Annotated in this window: 20 protein-coding genes, 1 tRNA gene and 1 pseudogene; 14 read left to right on the top strand and 8 right to left on the bottom strand. The window is 75.0% G+C overall.

Annotated elements, in window-relative coordinates; genetic code table 11:
• Positions 1-20 precede the first annotated feature (20 nt).
• Genes argJ through BM242_RS22270 form a run of 4 tightly spaced genes read left to right on the top strand, consistent with a single transcriptional unit; the run spans position 21 to position 3,975 of the window.
• Complete coding sequence (argJ, locus tag BM242_RS22285) at positions 21-1,172, top strand: bifunctional glutamate N-acetyltransferase/amino-acid acetyltransferase ArgJ (RefSeq protein ID WP_093840683.1); 1,152 nt, start codon at positions 21-23, stop codon at positions 1,170-1,172.
• Positions 1,169-2,152 carry an acetylglutamate kinase gene (argB, locus tag BM242_RS22280; protein WP_093840682.1) on the top strand — a complete coding sequence of 328 codons (984 nt, stop codon included), beginning with the start codon at positions 1,169-1,171 and terminating at the stop codon, positions 2,150-2,152. The genes argJ and argB overlap by 4 nt, the downstream gene beginning before the upstream one ends.
• Positions 2,153-2,167: 15 nt before the next feature.
• Positions 2,168-3,451, top strand: a complete 1,284-nt coding sequence (locus tag BM242_RS22275; protein WP_093840681.1) for an acetylornithine transaminase — start codon at positions 2,168-2,170, stop codon at positions 3,449-3,451.
• Positions 3,448-3,975, top strand: coding sequence for an arginine repressor (locus BM242_RS22270; RefSeq protein WP_093840680.1), 528 nt, complete (start codon positions 3,448-3,450; stop codon positions 3,973-3,975). Before BM242_RS22275 ends, BM242_RS22270 begins: the two co-directional genes overlap by 4 nt.
• An 81-nt stretch (positions 3,976-4,056) precedes the next feature.
• On the opposite strand, the gene BM242_RS22265 is transcribed toward BM242_RS22270, so the two are convergent.
• Entirely contained in the window at positions 4,057-5,103 is a 1,047-nt protein-coding gene (locus tag BM242_RS22265) for a polyprenyl synthetase family protein (RefSeq protein ID WP_093840679.1), read from the bottom strand.
• Positions 5,104-5,270: 167 nt separating this feature from the next.
• Positions 5,271-5,927: pseudogene (locus BM242_RS22260) on the bottom strand (flavodoxin-dependent (E)-4-hydroxy-3-methylbut-2-enyl-diphosphate synthase); the annotation flags it as partial.
• Between the two features lie 493 nt (positions 5,928-6,420).
• Between BM242_RS22260 and BM242_RS22255 the strand changes: the two are divergent.
• Both BM242_RS22255 and argH read left to right on the top strand, forming a co-directional pair.
• Positions 6,421-7,638: an argininosuccinate synthase gene (locus tag BM242_RS22255; RefSeq protein WP_093840678.1), complete on the top strand. Its 1,218-nt coding sequence runs from the start codon at positions 6,421-6,423 to the stop codon at positions 7,636-7,638.
• Positions 7,635-9,116, top strand: a complete 1,482-nt coding sequence (gene argH / locus BM242_RS22250) for an argininosuccinate lyase (protein ID WP_093840677.1) — start codon at positions 7,635-7,637, stop codon at positions 9,114-9,116. The genes BM242_RS22255 and argH overlap by 4 nt, the downstream gene beginning before the upstream one ends.
• A gap of 128 nt (positions 9,117-9,244) precedes the next feature.
• Here the strand turns inward: argH and BM242_RS22245 are convergent, their stop codons facing one another.
• On the bottom strand, positions 9,245-10,258 hold the full coding sequence (locus tag BM242_RS22245) for a Gfo/Idh/MocA family protein (protein WP_093840676.1): 1,014 nt from the start codon (positions 10,256-10,258) through the stop codon (positions 9,245-9,247).
• Between the two features lie 293 nt (positions 10,259-10,551).
• Positions 10,552-11,241, bottom strand: coding sequence for a lysophospholipid acyltransferase family protein (locus BM242_RS22235; RefSeq protein WP_093840674.1), 690 nt, complete (start codon positions 11,239-11,241; stop codon positions 10,552-10,554).
• 317 nt (positions 11,242-11,558) lie between these two features.
• On the opposite strand from BM242_RS22235, the gene BM242_RS22230 reads away from it, so the two are divergent.
• Together BM242_RS22230 and BM242_RS22225 are read left to right on the top strand one after the other, a co-directional pair.
• Complete coding sequence (locus BM242_RS22230; RefSeq protein ID WP_245834412.1) at positions 11,559-12,746, top strand: glycerophosphodiester phosphodiesterase; 1,188 nt, start codon at positions 11,559-11,561, stop codon at positions 12,744-12,746.
• Between the two features lie 272 nt (positions 12,747-13,018).
• Positions 13,019-13,549, top strand: a complete 531-nt coding sequence (locus tag BM242_RS22225) for a GNAT family N-acetyltransferase (protein ID WP_093840672.1) — start codon at positions 13,019-13,021, stop codon at positions 13,547-13,549.
• Between the two features lie 31 nt (positions 13,550-13,580).
• On the opposite strand, the gene BM242_RS22220 is transcribed toward BM242_RS22225, so the two are convergent.
• Both BM242_RS22220 and BM242_RS22215 read right to left on the bottom strand, forming a co-directional pair.
• Positions 13,581-14,021 (bottom strand): hypothetical protein, encoded by a 441-nt coding sequence (locus BM242_RS22220; RefSeq protein WP_093840671.1) that lies wholly within the window; start codon positions 14,019-14,021, stop codon positions 13,581-13,583.
• Positions 14,014-14,385, bottom strand: a complete 372-nt coding sequence (locus BM242_RS22215; RefSeq protein WP_093840670.1) for a hypothetical protein — start codon at positions 14,383-14,385, stop codon at positions 14,014-14,016. The genes BM242_RS22220 and BM242_RS22215 overlap by 8 nt, the downstream gene beginning before the upstream one ends.
• Positions 14,386-14,592: 207 nt before the next feature.
• On the opposite strand from BM242_RS22215, the gene BM242_RS22210 reads away from it, so the two are divergent.
• The 5 genes from BM242_RS22210 to BM242_RS22190 all read left to right on the top strand — a co-directional run bounded on the left by BM242_RS22210 (position 14,593) and on the right by BM242_RS22190 (position 22,190).
• Positions 14,593-15,192, top strand: coding sequence for a GNAT family N-acetyltransferase (locus BM242_RS22210; RefSeq protein WP_093840669.1), 600 nt, complete (start codon positions 14,593-14,595; stop codon positions 15,190-15,192).
• Positions 15,193-15,251: 59 nt separating this feature from the next.
• Positions 15,252-16,550, top strand: a complete 1,299-nt coding sequence (gene cbiE / locus BM242_RS22205; protein ID WP_093840668.1) for a precorrin-6y C5,15-methyltransferase (decarboxylating) subunit CbiE — start codon at positions 15,252-15,254, stop codon at positions 16,548-16,550.
• Between the two features lie 331 nt (positions 16,551-16,881).
• Positions 16,882-19,638, top strand: a complete 2,757-nt coding sequence (gene cobT, locus BM242_RS22200; protein WP_093840789.1) for a nicotinate-nucleotide--dimethylbenzimidazole phosphoribosyltransferase — start codon at positions 16,882-16,884, stop codon at positions 19,636-19,638.
• Positions 19,639-20,106: 468 nt separating this feature from the next.
• A complete protein-coding gene (gene cobA, locus BM242_RS22195; RefSeq protein WP_093840667.1) occupies positions 20,107-21,354 on the top strand; it encodes a uroporphyrinogen-III C-methyltransferase in 1,248 nt (415 codons plus the stop codon).
• Positions 21,351-22,190 (top strand): TrmH family RNA methyltransferase, encoded by an 840-nt coding sequence (locus tag BM242_RS22190; RefSeq protein ID WP_245834396.1) that lies wholly within the window; start codon positions 21,351-21,353, stop codon positions 22,188-22,190. Before cobA ends, BM242_RS22190 begins: the two co-directional genes overlap by 4 nt.
• 30 nt (positions 22,191-22,220) lie before the next feature.
• On the opposite strand, the gene BM242_RS22185 is transcribed toward BM242_RS22190, so the two are convergent.
• Positions 22,221-23,357: a serine/threonine-protein kinase gene (locus tag BM242_RS22185; protein WP_093840666.1), complete on the bottom strand. Its 1,137-nt coding sequence runs from the start codon at positions 23,355-23,357 to the stop codon at positions 22,221-22,223.
• Between the two features lie 395 nt (positions 23,358-23,752).
• On the opposite strand from BM242_RS22185, the gene BM242_RS29610 reads away from it, so the two are divergent.
• Positions 23,753-23,923 (top strand): hypothetical protein, encoded by a 171-nt coding sequence (locus tag BM242_RS29610; protein ID WP_175541526.1) that lies wholly within the window; start codon positions 23,753-23,755, stop codon positions 23,921-23,923.
• 266 nt (positions 23,924-24,189) lie between these two features.
• Here BM242_RS29610 and BM242_RS22180 read toward each other — a convergent pair.
• A tRNA-Val gene (locus BM242_RS22180) sits at positions 24,190-24,258 on the bottom strand.

The raw sequence follows: 24,258 nt of genomic DNA, 5'->3' as shown, positions 1-24,258 counted from the left end.
CTCCCGAACGGAGATCCGCAGTGAGCGTCACGGCAGCGCAAGGATTCACGGCCGCGGGCATCGCGGCCGGAATCAAGGAGAACGGCGACCCGGACCTGGCCCTGGTGGTCAACAACGGGCCGCGCCGCGCCGCCGCCGGGGTCTTCACCGCCAACCGGGTCAAGGCCGCGCCGGTGCTCTGGTCCGAGCAGGTCCTCAAGGGCGGCGAGGTCACCGCGGTGGTGCTCAACTCCGGCGGCGCCAACGCCTGCACCGGGCCGCTCGGATTCCAGGACACCCACGCCACCGCCGAGCGGGCCGCCGAGGTCCTGGGCCACCACGCCGGCGAGATCGCCGTCGCCTCCACCGGCCTGATCGGGGTCCGGCTGCCCATGGACAAGCTGCTGTCCGGCATCGGCGAGGCCGCCGCCCGGCTCTCCCCGCACGCCGGGGAGAAGGCCGCCATCGCCATCAAGACCACCGACACCGTGCACAAGACGGCGGTGGCCCAGGGGGCGGGCTGGACGGTGGGCGGCATGGCCAAGGGGGCCGGGATGCTCGCCCCCGGCCTGGCCACCATGCTCTGCGTGCTCACCACCGACGCCGACCTGGAGGCCGCCGCCCTGGACAAGGCGCTGCGCGAGGCCACCCGGGTCACCTTCGACCGGGTGGACTCCGACGGCTGCCTGTCCACCAACGACACCGTGCTGCTGCTCGCCTCCGGCGCCTCCGGCATCACCCCGGACCACCGGGAGTTCGCCGCCGCGGTGACCGCGGTCTGCGCCGACCTCGCCCGGCAGCTGGTCGCCGACGCCGAGGGCGCCTCCAAGGACATCCGGATCGAGGTCATCGGCGCCGCCTCCGAGGAGGACGCGGTGACCGTGGGCCGGGCCATCGCCCGCTCCAGCCTCTTCAAGTGCGCGGTGCACGGCGAGGACCCCAACTGGGGCCGGGTGCTCTCCGCCATCGGCACCACCGACGCCGTCTTCGAGCCGGACCGGCTGAACGTCGCCATCAACGGCGTCTGGGTCTGCCGGGCCGGTGCCACCGGGGAGGACCGGGAACTGGTCGACATGCGTTTCCGGGAAGTGCAGGTGACCGCCGACCTGGCGGCCGGCGACCACACCGCCACCATCTGGACCAACGACCTGACCGCCGACTACGTCCACGAGAACAGCGCGTACTCCTCATGAGCGGGCATCACACCGAGCAGCGGACCGCGCCCCCGGCGGACGGCACCGTCCCGGGCGGCCGGAACCCCACCCAGACCGCGCGCAAGCACACCGCGCTGCCCAAGGCCCGGATCCTGGTCGAGGCACTGCCCTGGCTGACCCGCCACCAGGGCAGGACCGTGGTGATCAAGTTCGGCGGCAACGCGATGGTCAACGAGGAGCTCAAGGCCGCCTTCGCCCAGGACGTGGCCTTTCTGCGGCACGCCGGGCTGCGCCCGGTGGTGGTGCACGGCGGAGGCCCGCAGATCAGCGCCCAGCTCGACCGGCTGGGCCTGGAGTCGGAGTTCACCGCCGGACTGCGGGTCACCAGCCCGGAGACCATGGACGTGGTCCGCATGGTGCTGGCCGGCCAGGTGCAGCGGGAGCTTGTCGGCCTGCTCAACCGCCACGGCCCGCTGGCCGTCGGCATGACCGGCGAGGACGCCCATCTGATGACCGCCACCAAGCGGTGGGCCGAGGTGGACGGGGAACGCGTGGACATCGGCCGGGTCGGCGAGGTCACCGCCGTGGACACCGGAGCGGTCCGGGCGCTGCTCGAGGACGGCCGGATCCCGGTGATCTCCTCCATCGCCCGCAGCATGGACGACGACCACGTCTACAACGTCAACGCCGACACCGCCGCGGCGGCACTGGCCGCCGCACTGGGCGCCGAGACGCTGATGGTGCTCACCGACGTCGAGGGGCTGTACGCCAACTGGCCGGACAGCGACGAGGTGATCAGCGTGCTCACCGCCGCGCAGCTCGAAGCGCTGCTGCCGGAGCTCTCCAGCGGCATGGTGCCCAAGATGGAGGGCTGCCTGCATGCGGTCCGCAACGGAGTGCGCACCGCCCGCGTGCTGGACGGGCGGGTGCCGCACTCGATCCTGCTGGAGATGTTCATGGACGAGGGCATCGGCACCATGGTGGTGCCCGACCGGACGGGCGAGGGCCCGGCGGCCTGAGGAGGGCAGCACGAGATGACAGCCAATCCCGCGGGCGGCAGCGGCGCACCGTCCGGCAACGAGGAGCTCACCCGGCGCTGGCGGGCGGCGCACACCGACAACTACGGCACCCCGCGCATCCCGCTGGTGCGCGGCCGGGGCACCCGGCTGTGGGACGCCGACGGCCGGGAGTACCTGGACTTCCTCGGCGGCATCGCGGTCAACTCCCTCGGCACCGCGCACCCCGCGGTGGTGAGCGCGGTCGCCGAGCAGATCGCCACCCTCGGCCATGTCTCCAACCTCTTCGTGGCCGAGCCCACCGTGGCGCTGGCCGAGCGGCTGCTGGAGCTGGCCGGGCGGCCCGGCCGGGTCTACTTCTGCAACTCCGGCGCGGAGGCCAACGAGGCCGCGTTCAAGATCGCCCGGCTCACCGGCCGCCCGCGGATCGTCGCCGCCCACGGCGGCTTCCACGGCCGCACCATGGGCGCGCTGGCACTCACCGGCCAGGGCGCCAAGCAGGACGGCTTCCATCCGCTGCCCGGCGGCGTGAGCCATGTCCCCTACGGCGACACCGAGGCGCTGAGCGCCGCCGTCACCGAGGACACCGCCATGGTGATCCTGGAGCCCATCCAGGGGGAGAACGGGGTGGTGGTGCCGCCCGCCGGCTATCTCACCGCCGCCCGGGAGATCACCCGCGCCACCGGCACCCTGCTCGCCCTGGACGAGGTGCAGACCGGCATCGGCCGCACCGGTCACTGGTTCGCCGGGCAGGCGGAGGGCGTGGAGCCGGACCTGATCACGCTGGCCAAGGGGCTGGCCGGCGGGCTGCCGATCGGCGCCACCCTGGCCTTCGGCCCGGCCGACGGGCTGCTCACCCCCGGCCGGCACGGCTCCACCTTCGGCGGCAACCCGGTCTCCTGCGCCGCCGCCCTGGCCGTGCTGGAGACCATCGCCACCACCGGGCTGCTGGAGAACGTCAAACGGACCGGGGAGCGGCTGCGGGAGGGAATCCGGCAGCTCGGGCATCCGCTGGTGGACCGGGTGCGGGGCGCCGGACTGCTGCTCGGTATCGTTCTCACCGAGCCGCGCGCCGCGCAGATCCAGCAGGCGGCGCAGAACGCGGGCTTCCTGGTGCAGGCGGTGGCGCCGGACGTGGTCCGGCTGGCTCCCCCGCTGATCGCCGGTGACGCCGAGGCGGACGCGCTGCTGGCGGCCCTGCCGGCGATCCTGGACACCGTGGACGCGGGAGAGACCGGGCGGCACACCGGTGGCGACGGTGGCGCGGCGGGTGGATCCGGCAGGCCGGAAGGACGACGATGACGGGCGCCCGCAACAGCAACCATGTGGTACCGCAGACCCGCACCGCGCGGCACCGCAGGATCGTGGAGATCCTCGGCCGGCAGCCGGTGCGCTCGCAGAGCCAGCTGGCCCGGCTGCTGCTGGACGACGGGCTCAGCGTCACCCAGGCCACGCTCAGCCGCGACCTGGACGAGCTGGGCGCGGTGAAGATCCGCAACGACAAGGGCGAGCTGATCTACGCCGTGCCCAGCGAGGGCGGCTTCCGCACCCCGCACGCCCCGCTGGGCGAGTCGGCGAAGGAGCAGCGGCTGGCCCGCCTCGCCGGGGAACTGCTGATCTCCGCCGAGGCGTCGGCCAATCTGGTGGTGCTGCGCACCCCGCCGGGCGCCGCGCAGTTCCTGGCCTCCGCCATCGACCAGGCCGAGCTGCACGCCGTGCTCGGCACCATCGCCGGGGACGACACGGTGCTGCTGATCAGCCGTGATCCCTCCGGCGGCCAGACCCTCGCCGAGCATCTGCTCCGCCTCGCCGAGCACGAGCACTGACCGCGCCCGGCCGCCCCGGCCCCCCGGCACCGCCGATGGAGCCGATGGGGCCGGGCGAGCCGCGCCCGGCCCCGGACGGCATCAGTGGTCGCGGCGGGCGGCCAGATGGGCCAGCGCGGTGAGTTCGGCGGCGGGCCGCTCCTTCGCCCCGGCGGCGGCGAGCGCGCCCAGCGCCAGGGCGAGCTGCTCGGCCGCGGCGTTCTCCGCCCATGCCCGGCCGCCCGCCCGCTCCACCAGTCCGGCCAGCCGGGCGGCCTGCTCCGGCCCGTCGTCGGTCCCCGGGCGGCGGTAGGCCGCGGCCAGCGCCGCGGCGGCCGGGCTCCCCGAGGCCAGCGCGGCCACCACCGGCAGGGACTTCTTCCGGCTGGTCAGATCCGCCCCGGCCGGCTTCCCCGTCACCTCGGGATCGCCCCAGATGCCCAGCAGGTCGTCGGCGAGCTGGAAGGCCATGCCCAGGTGGTGCCCGAAGCGGCGCAGCGACTCCGCACGTTCCGGCGGGCCACCGCCCCACAGCGCGCCCAGCGCACAGGAGCAGGCCAGCAGCTGGGCCGTCTTCCGCTCGGTCATGGCCAGGCATTCGGCCAGTGAGACGGTGTCCCGCTCCTCGAAGGCCAGATCCGCCTGCTCGCCCTCGATCAGCCGGGTGGTGGCGTCCGCCAGCAGGCCGATGCCGGCCGCCGCGCGCGGCGAGGCGTCCTCGGCCAGCACCCGGGTGGCCTGCGCCAGCAGCGCGTCCCCGGCCAGCAGCGCGGCCGGGGAGCCGAACACCGTCCAGGCCGTCGCGCGGTGCCGCCGGGTGGTGTCGCCGTCCAGGATGTCGTCGTGCAGCAGGGAGAAGTTGTGCACCAGCTCCACGGCCACGGCCGGGGGAACCGCTTCCTCCGGGGCGCCGCCGGCCGCCTCGGCGCAGAGGAAGACCAGCGCCGGGCGCAGTGCCTTGCCGGCCGGGCCGCTGTCCGGGCGGCCGGCCGCGTCGGTCCAGCCGAAGTGGTAGGAGGCGACCCTGGCCACCGGCCCGGGCAGTCTGCGGACCCAGGTGTGCAGCGCGGGTTCGAGCAGGGTCCGGGAGCGGCGCAGCGCGGCCCGCGCCAGCCGGGCGTGACCGGTGGTGCCGGGAGCGGTGGTCATCGGCCCGCCTCCTGCGGGACGGCCGGGGCGGCGGCCCGCGGCGCCGGACGCCCGGGCCCGCCCGGGCCCCCGGCGCCGGCTCCCTCCGGGGTGCGGGCCGCGCCGCCGGGGTCCTCGGCCGGCCGCAGTGCCTCCTCGATCGGCGTGTCCACGATCCGGGGGAGCAGCGGCCCGGCCTCGGTGCCCCCCGGACGCAGCGGATGGCCGCATTCGGCGGCCGGCCGCCGGTACGCCTCCACCGCCACCACCGGATCGTGGTGCTTGACCGAGATCTTGAGACCGGTGAATCCGTGCCCCTCGCACAGCGAGCGTTCCCGGAGCGCGGATTCCACCAGGGCGGCGGGTGTGGCCCGGCCGTGCCTGCGCAGCAGCCGTTCGTCCAGCGAGCCGGCGTTGACGCCGGTGCGGGCCGGGACCCCGGCGTACGCGGCGGCCCGGGCGATGTCCTTCACCCGGTCGTCGGAGCGGCGGATGTCGCCCGGGTCGACCCGGACCGCGGCGCAGCCCGCCTCGATCGCGGCGAAGACATGGCGGGGCTGGAAATGGACATCGGCGATGACCGGGATCCGGGGCCGCCGGGCGATCTCCGGCAGGGCGTCCGCGTCGTCCTGCGAGGACACCGCGACCCGGACGATCCGGCAGCCGGCGGCGCTGAGTTCGGCGGTCTGGCGGAGAGTGGCACCCACGTCGGCGGTGCTGGTGGTGGTCATGGACTGGACGGAGACCGGCGCACCGCCGCCCACCGGGACCGGGCCCGCCACGACGCGGCGGGACGGTCGGCGGGCGGTGGCGGGCCGGGCCGGCATACCAGGATCGACGGACATGAGTACGCTCCCCCTGAGGGTCGTGCGGGATGCGGGATGCGGGGTTGCCAGGTGCGGTGCGGGCTCGGACCGGGTGCCGGCGGGGCTCGTCACGGAACGGGTCGTCCTGCTCGCGGTGGATGCGGGAATCCGGACGGGGACGGGGCGGACGGCGGGCTCCGGCGGATGTCCGGGCCGGGCGGACACCGGGGAGAAATCCGGACAGTTCTGGTCCCCACCAGCTTGGAGGGGCAGCGGGAGCTCCGGAACGGCGCACTCCGGTCCGGGTCATGCGCCCGGTGCTCCACATGGTGTCCCATCGGCCTTGCTCGGTGCTCTGACCTGCGGTGTTGTCGGGGCATGGGAGGCGCATGCGGTGCTTCAACTCGACCGGAGGCGGTCCGTCCGGCCCGCCGCGCGCCCCCGCACCGCCGCTCGCGGCGGGCCGGATTGACGGACCATGCGGAAGGCTGCATACTTATTCCAGTCGCTGCATGCTTCTAAGGAGACTCCCGTGACCGAGCGCGTCGTCCTCGCCTACTCCGGCGGACTGGACACCTCCGTCTGTATTGGCTGGATCGCCGAGGCAACCGGCGCCGAGGTGATCGCCGTGGCCGTGGACGTCGGCCAGGGCGGCGAGGATCTGGACGTCATCCGCAAGCGCGCGCTCGCCTGCGGCGCGGCCGACGCCGAGGTGGTGGACGCCCGGGACGAGTTCGCCCAGGAGTACTGCGTCCCCGCGGTCAAGGCCAACGCGCTGTACATGGACCAGTATCCGCTGGTCTCCGCGCTCTCCCGGCCGGTCATCGTCAAGCACCTGGTGGCCACCGCCGAGAAGCACAACGCCGGCATCGTGGCCCACGGCTGCACCGGCAAGGGCAACGACCAGGTCCGGTTCGAGGCCGGCATCTCCTCCCTGGCGCCCGGTTTGAAGTGCATCGCCCCCGTCCGGGACTACGCCATGACCCGGGACAAGGCCATCGCCTTCGCCGAGGCCAAGGGCCTGCCCATCGCCACCACCAAGAAGTCCCCGTACTCCATCGACCAGAACGTCTTCGGCCGGGCCGTGGAGACCGGCTTCCTGGAGGACATCTGGAACGGCCCGGTCGAGGACGTCTACGAGTACACCCGCAACCCGGCCGAGCCCCGGGAGGCGGACGAGGTGGTCATCACCTTCGAGCAGGGCGTGCCGGTGGCCCTCGACGGTGTCGCGGTCACCCCGCTCCAGGCCGTCCAGCAGCTCAACCAGCGGGCCGGCGCCCAGGGGGTGGGCCGGCTGGACATGGTCGAGGACCGCCTGGTGGGCATCAAGTCCCGGGAGGTCTACGAGGCGCCGGGCGCCATCGCGCTGATCACCGCGCACCGGGAGCTGGAGGCCGTCACCGTCGAGCGGGAACTGGCCCGGTTCAAGCGGCAGGTGCAGCAGCGGTGGACCGAGCTGGTCTACGACGGGCTGTGGTTCTCCCCGCTCAAGCAGGCCCTGGACGGCTTCATCGACGAGGCGAACAAGTACGTCAGCGGCGACATCCGGATGACCCTGCACGGCGGCCGGGCCGTCGTCACCGGCCGGAAGTCCGCGCAGTCGCTCTACGACTTCAACCTGGCCACCTACGACACGGGCGACACCTTCGACCAGTCCATGGCCAAGGGCTTCATCGAGATCTTCGGTCTGTCCACCAAGATCGCCGCCCAGCGCTCCCTGCGGGCCCAGGACGGGGCAGCGGCCCAGTGACGGACGCCACTTCACCCGACAGCTCACCCGACAGCGCGCCCGGCGGCGCACCGGACCTGCGGCTCTGGGGCGGCCGGTTCGCCGACGGGCCCTCCGAGGCCCTGGCCAGGCTCTCCGCCTCCGTCCACTTCGACTGGCGGCTGGCCCCCTACGACATCGCCGGCTCCCGGGCCCACGCCCGGGTACTGCACTCCGCCGGGCTGCTCACCGCGGAGGAACTGGAGCGGATGCTGGCCGGGCTGGACCGGCTGGCCGCCGATGTCGCGGACGGCTCCTTCACCGGCACCCTCGCCGACGAGGACGTGCACACCGCGCTGGAGCGCGGACTGCTGGAGCGGCTCGGCCCGGAGCTGGGCGGCAAGCTGCGCGCCGGCCGCTCCCGCAACGACCAGGTGGCCACCCTGTTCCGGATGTATCTGCGGGACCACGCGCGGATCATCGGCGGACTGATCGCCGATCTGCAGGAGGCGCTGATCGGCCTGGCCGAGGCGCACCCGGACGTGGCCATGCCCGGCCGCACCCATCTGCAGCACGCCCAGCCGGTGCTCTTCGCCCACCATGTGCTGGCCCATGTGCAGGCGCTGGCCAGGAACGGCGAGCGGCTGCGGCAGTGGGACTCGCGCACCGCCGTCTCGCCCTACGGCTCGGGCGCGCTGGCCGGCTCCTCGCTCGGGCTGGACCCGGAGGCGGTCGCCCGGGAACTCGGCTTCGAGCACGGCTCTGCGGGCAACTCCATCGACGGCACCGCGGCCCGGGACTTCGTCGCCGAGTTCGCCTTCATCACCGCGATGATCGGCGTGGACCTCTCCCGGATCGCCGAGGAGGTGATCATCTGGAACACCAAGGAATTCTCCTTCGTGACCCTGCATGACGCCTTCTCCACCGGCTCCTCGATCATGCCGCAGAAGAAGAACCCGGACATCGCCGAGCTGGCGCGCGGCAAGTCGGGCCGGCTGATCGGCAATCTGGCCGGGCTGCTCGCCACCCTCAAGGCCCTGCCGCTCGCCTACAACCGGGACTTGCAGGAGGACAAGGAGCCGGTCTTCGACTCCTGCGACCAGCTCGAGGTGCTGCTGCCCGCCTTCACCGGGATGATGGCCACCCTGACCGTGCACCGGGAGCGGATGGCGGAACTCGCCCCGGCGGGCTTCTCGCTGGCCACCGACATCGCCGAATGGCTGGTCAAGCGGGGAGTGCCGTTCCGGGAGGCACACGAGATCGCGGGGGAGTGTGTCAAGGTCTGCGAGGCCGAGGGCATCGAACTGGACGAGCTGACGGACGAGCGGTTCGCCAAGATCTCGCCGCGGCTGACGCCGGATGTGCGGGAGGTGCTGAGTGTGCCGGGCGCGCTGGCCGCGCGCTCCGGGCGCGGCGGGACCGCGCCGTCCGCGGTGGCCGTACAGCTTGCCGAGGTCAAGGCCGGGCTGGCGGTGCAGCGGGAGTGGGCCGAGGCCGGCGGCCCCGCCGCCCGCGGCTGACCCGCCGGGCGGAGGCGCGGGACACCCGGAAGGGGGCGGTGGGCGGGGAATCCCCGCCCACCGCCCCCTTCCGGCCGGTCTTCCCGCCGGGCCGTTCCCGGCCGCCGACGGAACGGGACGTGAGATGCCTACCGGGCGTCCTCGCCCGGGAAGCGCAGGCCGATGGCGTCCCGCACCCGGTCCAGGGTGCGCATCACGGCCAGGCTGCCCTCCAGCGGCACCAGCGGCGACTCCTTCTCCCCGGCCCGCAGCGCCCGCATCACCTCGGCCGCCTGGTGCACAAAGGTGCGGCCCGGACGGTAGCCGCTGAACTCCTCCGGCTCGCGGTCCGGCCGGTGCAGCACGAACTCCTCGGGGAAGAAGAAGCCGCGCGGGAACTCGATCCGCCCGGCCGTTCCGGTCACCGCCGCACGCAGCGGGGTGTCGGCGTAGAGGGAACACGTCAGCGCGGCCACCGCACCGGAGCCGTAGCCCAGCAGCATCCCGGTGTTGACATCCACACCGCCCTCCAGACGGCCGTGGGCGCTCACCGACTCGGGCTCACCCAGCACCAGATGGGCCAGGGACACCGGGTAGACGCCCAGGTCCAGCAGGGCGCCGCCGCCGCGCGCCGGATCCAGCAGCCGGTGGCCGGGCGGGAACGGGCCGGGCAGACCGAAGTCGGCGTGCACCGCTCGCACCTCGCCGATGGCGCCGTCCGCGATCAGCTCCGTCATGGTGCGGATCACCGGATTGCAGTAGGTCCACATGGCCTCCATCAGGAAGACCTTGCGTTCCCGGGCCAGTTCCACCAGCGGCCGGGCCTCGGCCTCGGAGAGGGTGAACGGCTTCTCGCACAGCACCGGCACGCCCGCCTGGAGGAACAGCCGGGTGGCGGCGGCATGGCCGGTCTGCGGGGTGGCCACATAGACCACGTCCAGCTCCCGGTCGGCGGCCAGCTCCGGCCAGCTTCCGTAGGCCCGGGGGACGGCGTGCCGCTCGGCGAAGGCGGTGGCGGACTCCAGGGTGCGGGAGCCGACGGCCACCACCTCGGCATCGGGCATGGTGGCGAGATCCTGGGTGAACTTCTCGGCGATCCCTCCGGTGGACAGGATGCCCCAGCGGATCGGGGCGGGCGCGGTCTCGGACTCGGTGGCCGGCATGGGACTCCTCGCTCGGGGCTGCGACCGGCGGCACCGCCGGACGGTCCCGCTCATCGTAAACACCGCAGGCCGGCGGGGCGGAGCCGGGTCGGGACGGCCCCCGGCCGCCCGGCTTCCCGATCACCTGGCCGGTGCCCGGCCCCGGAGCCTCCGCACCACCACGGCGCCCCGGCGGCCCGGCCGCGCCGCCGCCCACCAGACCGGGACGGCCGCCGCCGCGCCCCGCGCCGCCGTCCGGCCCGGGCCCCGGGGCGGGGACTGACCCCGCCCCCGGCCCGCGGGGCTCCGCGGGATCACGCCGCGGTGCGGACCGTCTTCGCCTTGGTGGCGTACATGTCCACGTACTCCTGGCCGGAGAGCCGCATCACCTCGGTCATCACCTCATCGGTGATCGCCCGCAGCACATAGCGGTCCCGGTCCATGCCGTCGTAGCGCGAGAAGTCCAGCGGCCGGCCGAACCGCACCCGGATGCGCCGCCCGCGCCCGAGCCGCGGCAGCCCGGCCCCGCCCGGCTGCACCCGGTCGGTGCCGATCATGGCGAACGGCACCACCGGCGCCCCGGTCATCAGCGTCAGCCGGGCGATACCGGTCCGGCCCCGGTACAGCCGCCCGTCCGGGGAGCGGGTGCCCTCGGGGTAGATCCCGAAGACCCTGCCCTCCTCCAGCACCCGGCGTCCGGTCAGCAGCGCGGCCACCCCGCCGTGCCCGCCGTCCCGGTCCACCGGGATCATGCCGACCGCGGTGAAGAACCAGGCCATCAGCCGGCCCTTCGGGCCCCGGCCGCGCACATATTCGTCCTTGCCGATGAAGAACACCCGCCGCCCGGACACCAGCGGCAGGATCATCGAGTCGATGAAGGTCAGATGGTTGCCCGCCAGGATCACCGGCCCCGTGCCGGGAATGTTGCCCGCGCCCTCCACCCGGGGCCGGAACAGCAGCCTCAGCAGCGGTCCGAGAATGAGCTTCAGAAGCTGAAAGGACAACGGACCCCTCCGGTCGAGACAAGCCGCGCACTCATCGCGCAGCTCAGGACACTATCGCGCACTCCGGTGGGCCGCACAGCCGGTGTACCGCGCCGGACAGGCGTACGTCCGGCCCGTGCCGCAGCCGCCGCCCCGGGCGGCCGGACGCGCGTCGTGCCCTCTTCGGCCACTGTTCGCCCGCAGGACCCCGGCCGGATCATCGCCTGCTCCTAGCATCGGTCCGCACCCAGAACGGAGCCACCATCTCAGGAGCACGCATGGCAGCGAAGCAGCGGGCAGCATCCGGGGCAGGGGAGACGGAGCGGAACACCGGGGCGGTGACGGAGCCGGGAACCGGCTCGCCGGGCCGCCGCGCGGTGCTCGGCGCGGCAGCCGCGGCCGGCGCCGGAGCGGCGGCCGTACTGGCCGCCTCGGCCGGCCCGGCCCACGCCACCGGCCGCCGCGGCGGCTCCGGACACGGGGGCCGGGGCCGCGGCCGCGGCGCACTGCCCGTGCCCGCGGTGATCGCCCACCGCGGCGCCTCCGGCTACCGTCCGGAGCACACCCTGGGCTCCTACCAGCTCGCCCTGGACATGGGCGCGGACGTCATCGAACAGGACCTGGTCCCCACCAAGGACGGCAAGCTGGTCTGCCGCCACGAGAACGAGATCGGCGGCACCACCGATGTCGCCGACCACCCGGAGTTCGCGTCCCGCCGCACCACCAAGACCGTGGACGGCACCGAGATCACCGGCTGGTTCACCGAGGACTTCACGCTGGCCGAGCTGAAGACGCTGCGCGCCGTCGAGCGCATCCCGGACATCCGCCCGCACAACACCCTCTACAACGGCCGCTGGACCGTGCCCTCCTTCGAGGAGGTGCTGGTCTGGGCCCGTGAGCAGGGCCGCCGCCGGGGCCGCCCGGTCTGGCTGCACGCGGAGACCAAGCACCCGACCTACTTCCGCTCCGCCGGCGTGCCGCTGGAGGAGGAACTGGCCCGCCTGCTCCGCAAGTACGGTCTGCACCGCAGGCACTCCCCGGTCTTCCTCCAGTCGTTCGAGCCCACCAGCATGGAGCGGATGTCCCGCCTGGTGGACACCGCGCGCGTGGTGCTGCTCTGGACCCCGGACGACCGGCCCTTCGACTTCCAGACCACCGGCGACCCGCGCACCGTGGCCGATCTGGTCACCCCCGCGGGCCTGGCCGAGATCGCCGGTTACGCCCAGGGCATCGGGCCGCTGCTGGACCTGATCATCCCCCGCAACCAGGACGGCACCCTGGGCGCGCCCACCACCCTGGTCGCCGACGCGCATGCCGCGGGCCTGCTCCTGCACCCCTACACGGCCCGCAACGAGAACCGCTTCCTGCCCGCCGAGTACCGCCGCGGCACCGACCCGGACGGCTACGGAGACGTCTTCGGTGCCCTGCGGACCTGGTTCGACCAGGGAATCGACGGGATCTTCACCGACAACCCGGACACCGCGCTGCTGGCCGCCGCCGACTTCCGGGCGGCCACCGGGTCCTGATCCGCCGCTCACCTCCGGCGCGGGCCGCTGCGGCCCCGCCGCCTCCTGCCGCCGCCCCCGGAAGCTGCCCTCCGGGGGCGGCCGCGCACGCTGCGGAGTCGGAAATCTCACAGGCGACTTCGCGTTTGTGAGTTCCGCGGCGTGGAACGTCCGGACAGAATGCATCTGGCACGGGCCGACCCACGCCTGTGCCGGCAGGGCACCAGACGGCCGGACGCGCACCACCCTCAGCATGGCGCGCCCGGCCCCATCCCCGTGAGGAGGCGTGCGCCATGGGCATGAGCGTCACGATCGGACCGGCCACCGAACAGGACGCCGAGCACATCCTGAAGCTGCAGTACCTCTGCTACCAGTCGGAGGCCGAGCTCTACAACAACTACCGCCTCGAACCGCTCACCCAGAGCCTGGACGAACTCCGCGCCGAACTCTCCGACGGCTGTGTGCTGGTGGCACGCCTCGGGGACGAGGTCGTGGGGTCCGTACGGGGCCGCGTCGACGAGCATGGCACCGCCGCCATCTCCAAGCTGATCGTCCACCCCCGCATGCAGCGCCACGGGCTGGGCAGCCGGCTGCTGGCCGCGCTGGAGGAGCTGCTGGCCGGCGAACGGGCCGCCAGCCGCTACCGCCTGTTCACCGGGCACCGCAGCGAGGGCAATCTCCGTCTCTACCGCAAGATGGGCTATGTGCCCGTCGCCACCGAGCAGGTCTCCGCGGCCCTCAGTCTGGTCACCCTGGAGAAGCAGTCCGGCGCCGGGACCACCGGGGGCAATGTCGCCGCCGGGGAGCTGGCCGCCAGCGCCTGAGGCCGCCCGGCCGGCGTCCCCGCCCCGCCAGTCAGGGCCGGCGGCCCTGCCGGGAACCGCGGAGCCACAACAGCCCGGTCACCGGCAGGACTACCGGAATGAACAGATAACCCATGCCGTAGCCCGACCACACCGTGGTGTCGGGGAAGGCCGAGGGGTCGAGCACCGTCCAGGTGCCGACGGTGAGAACGCCCGCCAGCTCCGCCACGCAGGCGCCGAGGGCCAGCCGGCGGGCGTTCTCGCCGCCCCGTACCAGCGCCGCCGTGATCAGCACGTACACCACCGCGGCCACCGCCGAGAGCGAGTAGGCCAGCGGGGCCTGGTCCAGGCGCGTGGTGAGCTGGTAGAGCGACCGCGACAACGCCCCGACGGTGATGATGGCGTAGACGGTGACCAGCAGCAGCCCGGGGCCGGACGCCAGCCGCCGCCGTCCGGTGCCGCGGTGCTCCTCCGCAGTGGGCGCGTCAGCCAAGACCGCCTCCCCAGATGTCGTGCAGCCGCAGCTGGAGCGCGGGCACCGTCAGCGCGCCCACCGCCACCGTCGCCGAGCCCCACCGGGTCCGCTCGCCCAGCGAGACCAGACCCGTCACCGGCACGCACAACGCCACCGTCAGCAGGTAGGAGACCAGCACCGCCGTGGTGTCCCCGGCCGGCCGTTCGCCGCGCGCCAGCAGCACCACGCCGATCACGAGCTGCCCGACCGCCAGCAGCGACACCACCGCCATGCCGCCGAAGTGCCAGTCCTTGGTCGGCTGGCCGCGCAGGGCGGCCAGGCCGCACCAGGCCGCCAGCAGCAGGGCCGTCACGGCCAGCGCGACGGTCAGAGGGGTGAGCATGCGGCCGACTCTACTGGGCGGCGGCGGACCGTCCGGAACCGCCCGTGCCGCCCCGCCCCGCCGCGGTGGCCGGACCGGGGGCAGGTCCGGGGCAGCGTCCCGGGGGTACCGTGAGCGGGCGAGGAGACGCGGCAGGGACCCCGGCGCTGCACATCCGGGCGCACATGCTGCATGCTGTCCCCCGGACCCCACGCATGGAGCGGCGCAATGACACCCACCTTCCCCGACGTCACCATCACCACCGAGAGACTGGTGCTGGGCCCGTTCGAGGAAGTGCATGTCCCGGAGCTCATCGACATGATGAACGACGAGCTCACCGCCGCCTGGACATCCGCCCCCACCCCCTACACCCTGCGCGACGCGCGCCAGTGGGTGAGCCTGCTCGCCCCCGCGGAGCGCACCGAGGGCCGGGGCATCGTGTTCGCGGTGACCGAACACCTCACCCAGCGCCTGGTCGGCACCGTCCATCTGCGGCGCACCGACTGGCGCATCCGCTCCGCCGAGGCCGGCTATGTGGTCGCCCCCTGGGCACGGGGCGAGGGCTACGCGGCCGAGTCGGTGCTGGCCGCCGCCGACTGGCTGTTCCGCGACCAGAAGTTCGAGCGGCTGGAACTGCGCACCGCCGCCGCCAACACCGCCGCCCAGCAGGTGGTGCTCAAGCTGGGCTGCGTCAGCGAGGGCGTGCTGCGCAACGCCTCCATCGTGCGCAGCCGGACCGCGGGCGGCGGATGGACCGAGATCCGTGGCGATCTCATCGTCTGGAGCCTTCTGCCGGAGGATCTGGAGGAGTCCCCCCGGGGCCACTGACCTGCGGCGCGATAGGCTGCCAGCCCTGACGGCGACACAACTGTGGGAGCGCGCTGACCATGGCCGACCGCGTCACCGTGATCGGGTGGGACGGCTCGCCGCTCACCCCCGCGGCACGTGCCGCACTGGCCGCCGCCACCCTGGTGGCGGGCGCTCCCCGCCATCTGGCGCTGCCCGAGGTCCCGGCCGCCGTCGAAACGGTCCGGCTGGGCAGTGTGACGGTCGCGGCCGGACGGATCGCCGCCCACCGCGGCACCGCGGTGGTGCTGACCGACGGCGACCCGGGCTTCTTCGGCGTGGTGCGCGCGCTGCGCGACCCGCGGCACGGGCTGGAGGTCGAGGTCATCCCGGCCGTCTCCGCGGTCGCCGAGGCCTTCGCCCGGGCCGGCATGCCCTGGGACGACGCCCGGGTGGTCGTCGCCCATCGCCGCACCCTGCGCCGCGCGGTCAATGTCTGCCGGGCGCACACCAAGGTGGCGGTGCTCACCGCGCCCGGGGCCGGTCCGGCGGAGATCGCCCTGCTGCTGGGCCCGGTGCCGCGCACCTTTGTGATCTGCGAGTCGCTGGGCACCGACGAGGAACGGGTCACGGTGCTCACCTCGGACCGGGTCGCCGAGCACCGCTGGCGGGACCCGAACCTCATCCTGGTGATCGGCGCCCCGGCCGCCGCCCCGGACGGTGAGCACTGGCTGGCCGGCCTGGACCCGGCCGAGGACCACCGCCCGCGCGGCTGGGGCCTGCCCGCCGCCGTCCACGCGGACCTCCGCCTGGACCTCCGTCCCGACAGCCGCCCCGACAGCCGTCCCGACGGTCGCCCGGGCAGCCGCGCGGACGGCCCGGGCACGGCCCCGGCCGCCGGAGCCCCGGACCCGGACAGCAGGCTGCGCGCCCTGCAACTCGCCGCGCTGGGCCCGCGCACCGGCGATCTGCTCTGGGACGTCGGCTGCGACGACGGACTGACCGCCGCCGAGGCGGCCAGGCTGGGCGCCGCGGTCATCGCCGTCGACCGGGACGCCGCCGCCTGCACCCGGGTGCAGGCGGCGGCGTCCCGCCTCGGCGTCCAGCTCCAGGTCGTGCACGGCGCCGCCCCGCAGGTGCTGCGGTCGCTGCCCGAGCCGGATGTGATCCGGATCGGCGGCGGCGGGCTGCGCGCCCTGACCGCCTGCGTGGACCGCCGCCCGCAGCGGATCGTCACCCACGCCATGACCCGCGACGAGGCGGAGGCGGCCGGCCGGGCCCTGGCCGCCGGCGGCTACCGGGCCGAGTGTGCACTTGTCCAGTTGATGGAGCTGAATACGGACAACTGGTCGGAGAGCGGGCGCACTGTGGCGTTTCTGCTCGTCGGCAGCCGGATGTGAATCGCGCAACGACAACATCGGTGACAAATCAGGGCCATTCATGCCGGTCCCGGACACCGGCCGCCGGGACTGTCGGTCGTGGCGGGTAGGGTGATGGATCGTTGTGCCGCCGCCCGTGCGCGGGATTCCTCCCCGCATGTCCGGATGGTGGGGAGCGGGGTCTTGCGTGCCGCACGACTGCCGCTCGCCGGCCCGGTGGCGCGGCACTCGCCGGGGCTGAAGGAGCAAGACCGATGCGCGAGAGGTACGCATGACGGACACCGGCCACAACGCGGAGCGGGGACAGTCGGGGCAGGCAGGTGCGCAGGCGGGACCGCTTGACCCGGGGGTCATGCCGGTTCCGGGCGCCTTCCCGTTCCCCGCCGCGGCCGACGGCGCCGACGAGCACGAGGACGAGGATCTGCTGATGCCGGGCCCCGCCGGAGCCTGGGGGGAGGCCGTGACGTCCTACGGCACCCCCGCCTCGGGCACACCCCGGCCGGTCTTCGCCGCCCCGCCGGACGGCTCCCCGGACCCCGCGGCCGGGCACCCCGGTGTGCCGGGCGCCGCGGCGCCGCACGCCGGGCAGGCCCAGCCGCCGCAGCCGGTGCCGCCGGTGGGGGCCGCCGCCCCGGCGGCCCAGGGCGTGCCGCAGCACGCAGCCGCCGCTCCCCACACCCCGCCGCAGGGTTCCCCGGTTCCCGGCCCCGCCCCCGGGCCGGAAGCCCTCGGCCCCGAGGCCGTGGCCGGGACCCAGACGCACCCCGGGCTTCACGGCCAGTCCCACAGCCAGCCTCACAGTCAGCCCCACGACCAGGCCCACAACCCCATGCAGGGCCAGGCGGGGAGCCGGTCGCAGGAACCGGCCGTCCAGCCCCGGCCCGCCGCCCACCCCAACGCCGCCCACGCTGCGTCCCAGCCCGCCGGCCGGCACGCGCATCCGGCGCCGGCCGCCCCGGCCCACCCCATGCCCGCCGGGCAGCACGCGATCCCGCCGGCCGGGGTGCTGCCCGCCCAGCCCGGCGCCTGGCAGACCGCCGGGCCGGCCCCCGGGCCGCAGGGCCCGGAACCGGTGCCGGCCGCGGTGCCCCCGGCGGAGGCCGGGGAGCCCGGGCCGCCGCTGCCCGCCGAAGCGGTCCCGCCCGCCGGGGAACCCGCGCCCGCGCCGGCCGCCGCCGAGCCCGTCCCCGAGGCACCGGCAGCCGGCGCCGAGGCCGGACCCGACGCCCCGGCCGGGGTGCCGGCGCCCCGTACCGAGGCCGCGCCCGACGCCGTACCGGAGAGCGCCGGCCCCGCGGCCCAGGCCGCCCGGCCCGCCGAGCCCGTCCCCGCCGGCCCCCCGGACCCGGACGCCACGGCGCCCCCGGCCGAGGAGGCCGCCCCCGGCTATGCCGAGGCCGAGCGGGAGGCCGTGCACCGGCTGATGCGCGAGCGGCGCGACGTCCGCAACGGCTTCCGCCCCGACCCGATCCCGCACGAGGTGCTGCTCCGGGTCCTGGAGGCCGCGCACACCGCGCCCAGCGTGGGCCATTCCCAGCCCTGGGACTTCGTCATCATCCGCTCCGAGGAGACCCGCCAGAAGGTTCACGAGCTGGCCATGCGGCAGCGCGCGGCCTACGCCGAGTCGCTGCCCCGGGCCCGCGCCAAGCAGTTCAAGGAGCTGAAGGTCGAGGCCATCCTCGACACCCCGGTCAACATCGTGGTCACCGCCGACCCGACCCGGGGCGGCCGGCACACCCTGGGCCGTCACTCCCAGCCGCAGATGGCCCCGTACTCCGCCGCCCTCGCGGTGGAGAACCTCTGGCTGGCCGCACGCGCCGAGGGCCTGGGCGTCGGCTGGGTCAGCTTCTTCGACGAGCGCGAACTGGTCCGCTCCCTCGAACTCCCCGGGCATCTGGAGATCGTGGCGTATCTCTGCATCGGCTATGTCGACGAATTCCCCGGCGAGCCGGAGCTGGTGCAGACCGGCTGGTCCCGCCGCCGCCCGCTGTCCTGGGTGGTGCACGAGGAGTCCTACGGACGCCGCGCACTGCCCGGCGCGGACCCGCACGACCTGCTCGCCGAGACCCTGGAGCAGATCCGCCCGCTGGACGCCCAGGCGCTCGGCGAGGCATGGGAGCGCCAGAAGCGGATGACCAAGCCGGCCGGTTCGCTGGGCGCACTGGAGATCATCGGCGCCCAGCTGTGCGGCCTGTCCCGGCTCTGCCCGCCGCCCGTCCCGGAGCCCGCCGCGGTGGCCGTGTTCGCCGGGGACCACGGGGTGCACGCCCAGGGCGTCACCCCCTGGCCGCAGGAGGTCACCGCCCAGATGGTGGCCAACTTCCTGGGCGGCGGGGCGGTGTGCAACGCCTTCGCCAACCAGGTCGGGGCCGAGGTGTGCGTGATCGACGTCGGCGTGGCGGGCGGACTGCCCGCCACCCCCGGCCTGCTGCCGCGCAAGGTGCGCCCGGGCACGGCGGACTTCACCGCCGGCCCGGCCATGACCCCGGAAGAGGCGCAGCGCGCCGTCGAGATCGGCATCGAGACCGCCCGCGACCTGGTGGCCGCGGGCAACCGGGCGCTGCTCACGGGCGAGATGGGCATTGCCAACACCACCGTTTCGGCCGCGCTGATCGCCGCCTGCACCGGCGCCGACCCGGCCGAGGTCACCGGCCGCGGCACCGGCATCAACGACGAGACCCACGCCCTCAAGATCGAGGTGGTGCGTCGCGCCCTGGAGCTGCACAAGCCGGACCCGGCGGCCGATCCGCTCGGCCTGCTGGCCGCCATCGGCGGCCTGGAACACGCCGCGCTCACCGGCTTCATCCTGGGCGGCGCCTCGCTCCGGGTGCCGGTGATCCTGGACGGGGTGAGCGCGGGCGCCGCGGCCCTGGTGGCCCGCACCATCGCGCCCGAGGCGGTCTCCGCCTGCGTGGCCGGCCACCGCAGCGCCGAGCCCGGCCATGCCGCGGCCCTCAACACCCTGGGCCTGCGCCCGCTGGTCGATCTGGATCTGCGGCTCGGCGAGGGCACCGGCGCCCTGCTGGCCCTCCCGCTGGTCCAGTCGGCGGCCCGCGCCATGGCGGAGGTGGCCACCTTCGACGCGGCCGGCATCACCGACAAGAACTGAGCCGCCCCGCCGGCCCGGCGCGGGCGGGGCCCGTGCCCCATCGCCCGCCCGGAGCGCCAGGACCGCACCGGCCTCCGGCCACCCGGCGGCATGCGGCCCTGCACGGGCCCGGTGCCCCGGCGCAGCGGGCGCGGTCCGCGTGCCGGCCGGGGACCGGTCCCGGCAGTTCGGCAACGCGGTGCCGCGCCGAGCGGCGTCGTCGGGCCGGGGGCCGGGCCGGTGCGGGTGCCGTCGCCGCGGCCGGTGGTTCCGCGGCCACCGGGCGGCGCGGGCCGCCGCACCGCGCGCCCGCCTCCCGGCGCGGCCCCGCCGCAGGTGAGGTAGCACACGGTGTGGTTCCGATGGGCCCTCGCTCCGGCCCGGCGGCGGGCGCCGCGTCGTAAGGTGATCCGAGGCCGTCCCCCCAGCAGCCGCTCCGGTGCAGCAGCGGCAGCGATCCCCTTCAGCCGCGAGGAGCCCGTACCACCCATGCCCGTGTCTGTTCCCGATCACCCCGCGTATCCCGTCGGACTCCGCCTCGCCGGGCGCCGCGTCCTCGTCCTCGGCGGCGGCACCGTCGCCCAGCGGCGGCTGCCCGCGCTGCTCGCCGCCGGTGCCGATGTCCGGCTGATCGCCCCCGAGGTCACCCCCTCCGTCCAGGCCATGGCCGAGGCGGGCGAACTGCGCTGGGAGCCACGCGGATACCGAGCGGGCGACCTGGCCGACGCCTGGTACGCGCTGATCGCCACCGACGACCCCGCGGTCAACGCAGCCGCCTCCGCCGAGGCCGAATCCGCCCGGGTGTGGTGCGTGCGCAGCGACGACGCCGAGGCGGCCACCGCCTGGACCCCGGCCACCGGCCGCAGCGAGGGCGTCACGGTGGCCGTGCTCACCGGCCGCGACCCGCGCCGCTCTGCCGCGGTCCGCGACGCCGTGGTGGAGGGCCTGCGGGACGGCACCCTGACCGCCCCCCGGCACCGCGGCCGGACCGCCGGGGTCGCCCTGGTCGGCGGCGGTCCGGGCGACCCCGATCTGATCACGGTGCGCGGCCGGCGGCTGCTCGCCGAGGCCGATGTGGTCATCGCCGACCGCCTCGGCCCCCGCGACCTGCTCGACGAACTCCCCCCGCATGTCGAGATCATCGACGCGGCCAAGATCCCCTACGGCCGGGCCATGGCGCAGGAGGCCATCAACCGCGCCCTGATCGAGCACGCCAAGGCCGGCAGGTCCGTGGTCCGGCTCAAGGGCGGCGACCCCTATGTCTTCGGCCGGGGCATGGAGGAGGTCCAGGCGCTGGCCGAGGCGGGCATCCCGGTCACCGTGGTGCCCGGCATCTCCAGCGCGATCAGCGTGCCCGCGGCGGCCGGCATCCCGGTCACCCACCGCGGTGTCGCCCATGAGTTCACCGTGGTCAGCGGCCATATGGCGCCCGACAACCCCGGATCGCTGGTGGACTGGGCCGCGCTGGCCGGGCTGCGCGGCACCCTGGTGCTGCTGATGGCCGTGGAACGCATCGGTGCCATCGCGGACACCCTGATCCGGCACGGCCGCCCGGCCGGCACCCCGGTCGCGGTGGTGCAGGAGGGCACCATGGCCGCCCAGCGCCGGGTGGACGCCACCCTGGCCACCGTCGCGGACCGGGTCGCCGAGGAGGAGATCCGGCCGCCGGCCGTCATCGTCGTCGGCGAGGTCGTCGCCGTCGCCGGGGGCGGGGAAGACGGGGCGGGGGAGCGGTGACCGTCCGGCCGGCCGAGATCACCGATCCCGCCGACCCCCGGCTGTCCGACTACACCTCGCTCACCGATGTGGCCCTGCGCCGGGTGCGCGAGCCGGCCGAGGGCCTGTTCATGGCCGAGGGCGAGAAGGTCATCCGCCGGGCCCTGGAGGCGGGTTACCGGATGCGCTCCATGCTGCTCACCCCCAGGTGGGCCGATGCCATGCGGGATCTCACCGACGCCGGGCAGGCCCCGGTCTATCTGGTCTCCCCGGAGCTGGCCGAGCGGGTGACGGGCTTTCATGTGCACCGCGGGGCGCTGGCCGCCATGGCCCGCAAGCCGCTGCCCGGCCCCGCCGCCCTGCTCTCCGGGCTCGCCCGGGCCGGGTCGGTGAGCCGGATCGCGGTGCTGGAGGATATCGTCGACCACGCCAATGTCGGGGCCGCCTTCCGCAGCGCCGCCGCGCTGGGGATGGACGCCGTGCTGGTGACCCCGGGGTGCGCCGATCCGCTCTACCGCCGTTCGGTCAAGGTGTCGATGGGCGCCGTCCTCCGGATTCCCTGGACCCGGACCGGCCCCTGGCCCGCCGGCGGTCTGTCGCTGCTGCGCGAGGCCGGCTATCTCACCGCCGCGCTCGCCCTCGCTCCGGACGCCGTCACCCTGGACGAGTTCGCGGCCCGGCACCATCCCCGGATCGCCCTGATCCTGGGCACCGAGGGCGCCGGACTCGGGCCCGCCACCCTGGCCGGCGCCGATGTCACGGTACGGATTCCGATGGCCGCGGGCGTCGACTCCCTGAATGTCGCCGCCGCCTCCGCCGTGGCCTTCTACACCCTGGCCCCCGGCCGCCGCCGCTGACCCCGGGCCGGCCGGCCGGCGGCCGGCCGCTCAGAGCGCGCCCTGGCAGCCCTGGACGGCGGTCAGGCCGAGGATCACCAGCAGCGTCACGGTCACGAAGACCACCAGCCGCTGGCGCAGCAGCCGCCGGTCCACCCCGCGCCGCGGCGGCCGGGGACGCACCCGGGCCGCCCCGGCCCCCGGCCCCGGCCGGCCGGTACCCGCCGCCGGTCCGGCCGGCACCGGCCGCGCGGCGGGCGGCGTCACCCGCCGGGTCCCCGGCAGCCGGCCCGGCGGCCGGGGGCGCCGCACCGCGGGCCGCTGCGCACCCGGGGACGAGGATCGCTGCGCGGCCAGCCCGGCCCCCCGGGCCTCCCGGGAGGCGATCTCCTTGAGCCGCACCGAGAGCTGCACGGTGGTCGGCCGGTCCTGCGGCGACTTGGCCAGACAGGCCCGCAGCAGCGGCTCCAGCGCCACCGGCACCGCCCGCAGATCCGGCTCCTCGTGCACCACCCGGTAGAGCATCACCTCGGAACTGCCCTGACCGAACGGTGTCTCCCCGGTGGCCGCGTAGGCCAGCGTGGCGCCCAGCGAGAACACGTCGGTGGCCGGGGTCACCGCCGCGCCCCGCACCTGCTCCGGAGCCAGAAAGCCGGGCGACCCGACCGCCGTGCCGACATGCGTCAGGGTGGAGGCCCCCCGCGCCCAGGCGATGCCGAAGTCGATGATCCGCGGCCCCTTGGGCGACAGCAGGATGTTCGACGGCTTGAGATCCCGGTGCACCACGCCCGCCTCGTGCACCGCCACCAGCCCTTCGGCCAGCGCCGCCCCGATGGCCCCGGTCTCGGCCGCGGGCAGCGGGCCGCCGTCGGCCACCCGGTCGTGCAGTGAGGGGCCCGGCACATACTGGGTCGCGAACCACGGCCGGGCCGCTTCCAGATCGGCGGCCACCACCCGTGCCGTGCAGCCGCCCTGGATGCGCCGCGCCGCCGACACCTCCCGGGCGAAACGCGAACGGAACTCCTCGTCCTCGGCGAGATCCGGGCGGATCACCTTCAGCGCCACCCGCTGCCCGCGCCGGTCGGAACCGAGGTAGACCACGCCCATCCCGCCGGCCCCCAGCCGGCGGTGCAGCCTGAACGTTCCGACGACTCGCGGGTCCTCGCGCCGGAGCCGCATCATCGCCATGTCCCTACCTCGCCGCCCGGGTTCGCTGTCGCTGCACAGCTTACGGACTGTGCTGCCGGAGCGCGGACAGGCCGCGCACACCGCGGTCCGTCCGCGCCGCACGGCCCCGCGGCGGGCCCGCCCGCGGCCCCCGGCCGGGCCAACCCCCGGCCGGTATCGGGGTATCCCGGGGTGCGGCCTCCACCCTGGGGAGTAGACAAAGCGTGCGGGGTCATCCTCCGGGAGGCCCCGCATGCCGTACGCCGGGCTGACGCGGGCGTCGCCCCGGGGACCTAATGTTTTCTCCAGGCGGCGGGCGAAGCACTCGTCCCCCGAGGTCACCCGCCCGCCGCCTCTCATCGGGACCGGCCGCGGCCGGACCCGCCGTGACCGGCATCGCGAGGAGGGGAAGGACGATGGCACAGGCGCTGCTGCCCGGGACCCGGGCGCGCGGTTCCGGACGGCGCCACCCGCTGGTGGCCCTGGCGATGGTCCTGCCGTGTGCGTTCGTCCTGGCCCTGATGTTCGGCGGGGTGGAAGCCGTGGTTGCACAGACGTCGTCCGTAGCCGGAGTGCTGGGGCGCTGAGGCGCTCCGACAGGCCCGGAAGAGCGGTCCGGGCCGGGGACAAATCCGGGACATGAGCCCCGTGGGGACGGGGGCGTGGCGGACGGCCTGCGGCGGGGCACCTGGGGAGGTGCCCCGCCGCCTCTTTTCCGTCTCCGCGGCGCCGCGGCGCAGGAGAAAGCCGGCAGAGCGAGGGCCGGGCGAAGCAGCGGGGGAACGCAGAAACGCGCCCGCGACAGCGGGCGCGCAGTGCGGAAGACCATTGATGTGCGGTCGGTGTGCAGGAGTGGACGATACTGGGATTGAACCAGTGACCTCTTCCGTGTCAGGGAAGCGCTCTCCCGCTGAGCTAATCG

The sequence above is a fragment of the Streptomyces aidingensis genome (genome assembly GCF_900112355.1).
Lineage (GTDB): Bacteria > Actinomycetota > Actinomycetes > Streptomycetales > Streptomycetaceae > Streptomyces > Streptomyces aidingensis.
This window is presented reverse-complemented; position numbering and strand designations above follow the sequence as displayed.

Coding starts and splice junctions, on each gene's coding strand:
- BM242_RS22215 (WP_093840670.1), bottom strand. CDS start 14,385: ATGCTCACCCCTCTGACCGTCGCGCTGGCCGTGACGGCCCTGCTGCTG.
- BM242_RS22265 (WP_093840679.1), bottom strand. CDS start 5,103: ATGACCACCGCTCCCGGCACCACCGGTCACGCCCGGCTGGCGCGGGCC.
- argB (WP_093840682.1), top strand. CDS start 1,169: ATGAGCGGGCATCACACCGAGCAGCGGACCGCGCCCCCGGCGGACGGC.
- cbiE (WP_093840668.1), top strand. CDS start 15,252: ATGGCCGACCGCGTCACCGTGATCGGGTGGGACGGCTCGCCGCTCACC.
- BM242_RS22210 (WP_093840669.1), top strand. CDS start 14,593: ATGACACCCACCTTCCCCGACGTCACCATCACCACCGAGAGACTGGTG.
- BM242_RS22270 (WP_093840680.1), top strand. CDS start 3,448: ATGACGGGCGCCCGCAACAGCAACCATGTGGTACCGCAGACCCGCACC.
- BM242_RS22225 (WP_093840672.1), top strand. CDS start 13,019: ATGGGCATGAGCGTCACGATCGGACCGGCCACCGAACAGGACGCCGAG.
- cobT (WP_093840789.1), top strand. CDS start 16,882: ATGCCGGTTCCGGGCGCCTTCCCGTTCCCCGCCGCGGCCGACGGCGCC.
- BM242_RS22245 (WP_093840676.1), bottom strand. CDS start 10,258: ATGCCGGCCACCGAGTCCGAGACCGCGCCCGCCCCGATCCGCTGGGGC.
- BM242_RS29610 (WP_175541526.1), top strand. CDS start 23,753: ATGGCACAGGCGCTGCTGCCCGGGACCCGGGCGCGCGGTTCCGGACGG.
- BM242_RS22185 (WP_093840666.1), bottom strand. CDS start 23,357: ATGGCGATGATGCGGCTCCGGCGCGAGGACCCGCGAGTCGTCGGAACG.
- cobA (WP_093840667.1), top strand. CDS start 20,107: ATGCCCGTGTCTGTTCCCGATCACCCCGCGTATCCCGTCGGACTCCGC.
- BM242_RS22275 (WP_093840681.1), top strand. CDS start 2,168: ATGACAGCCAATCCCGCGGGCGGCAGCGGCGCACCGTCCGGCAACGAG.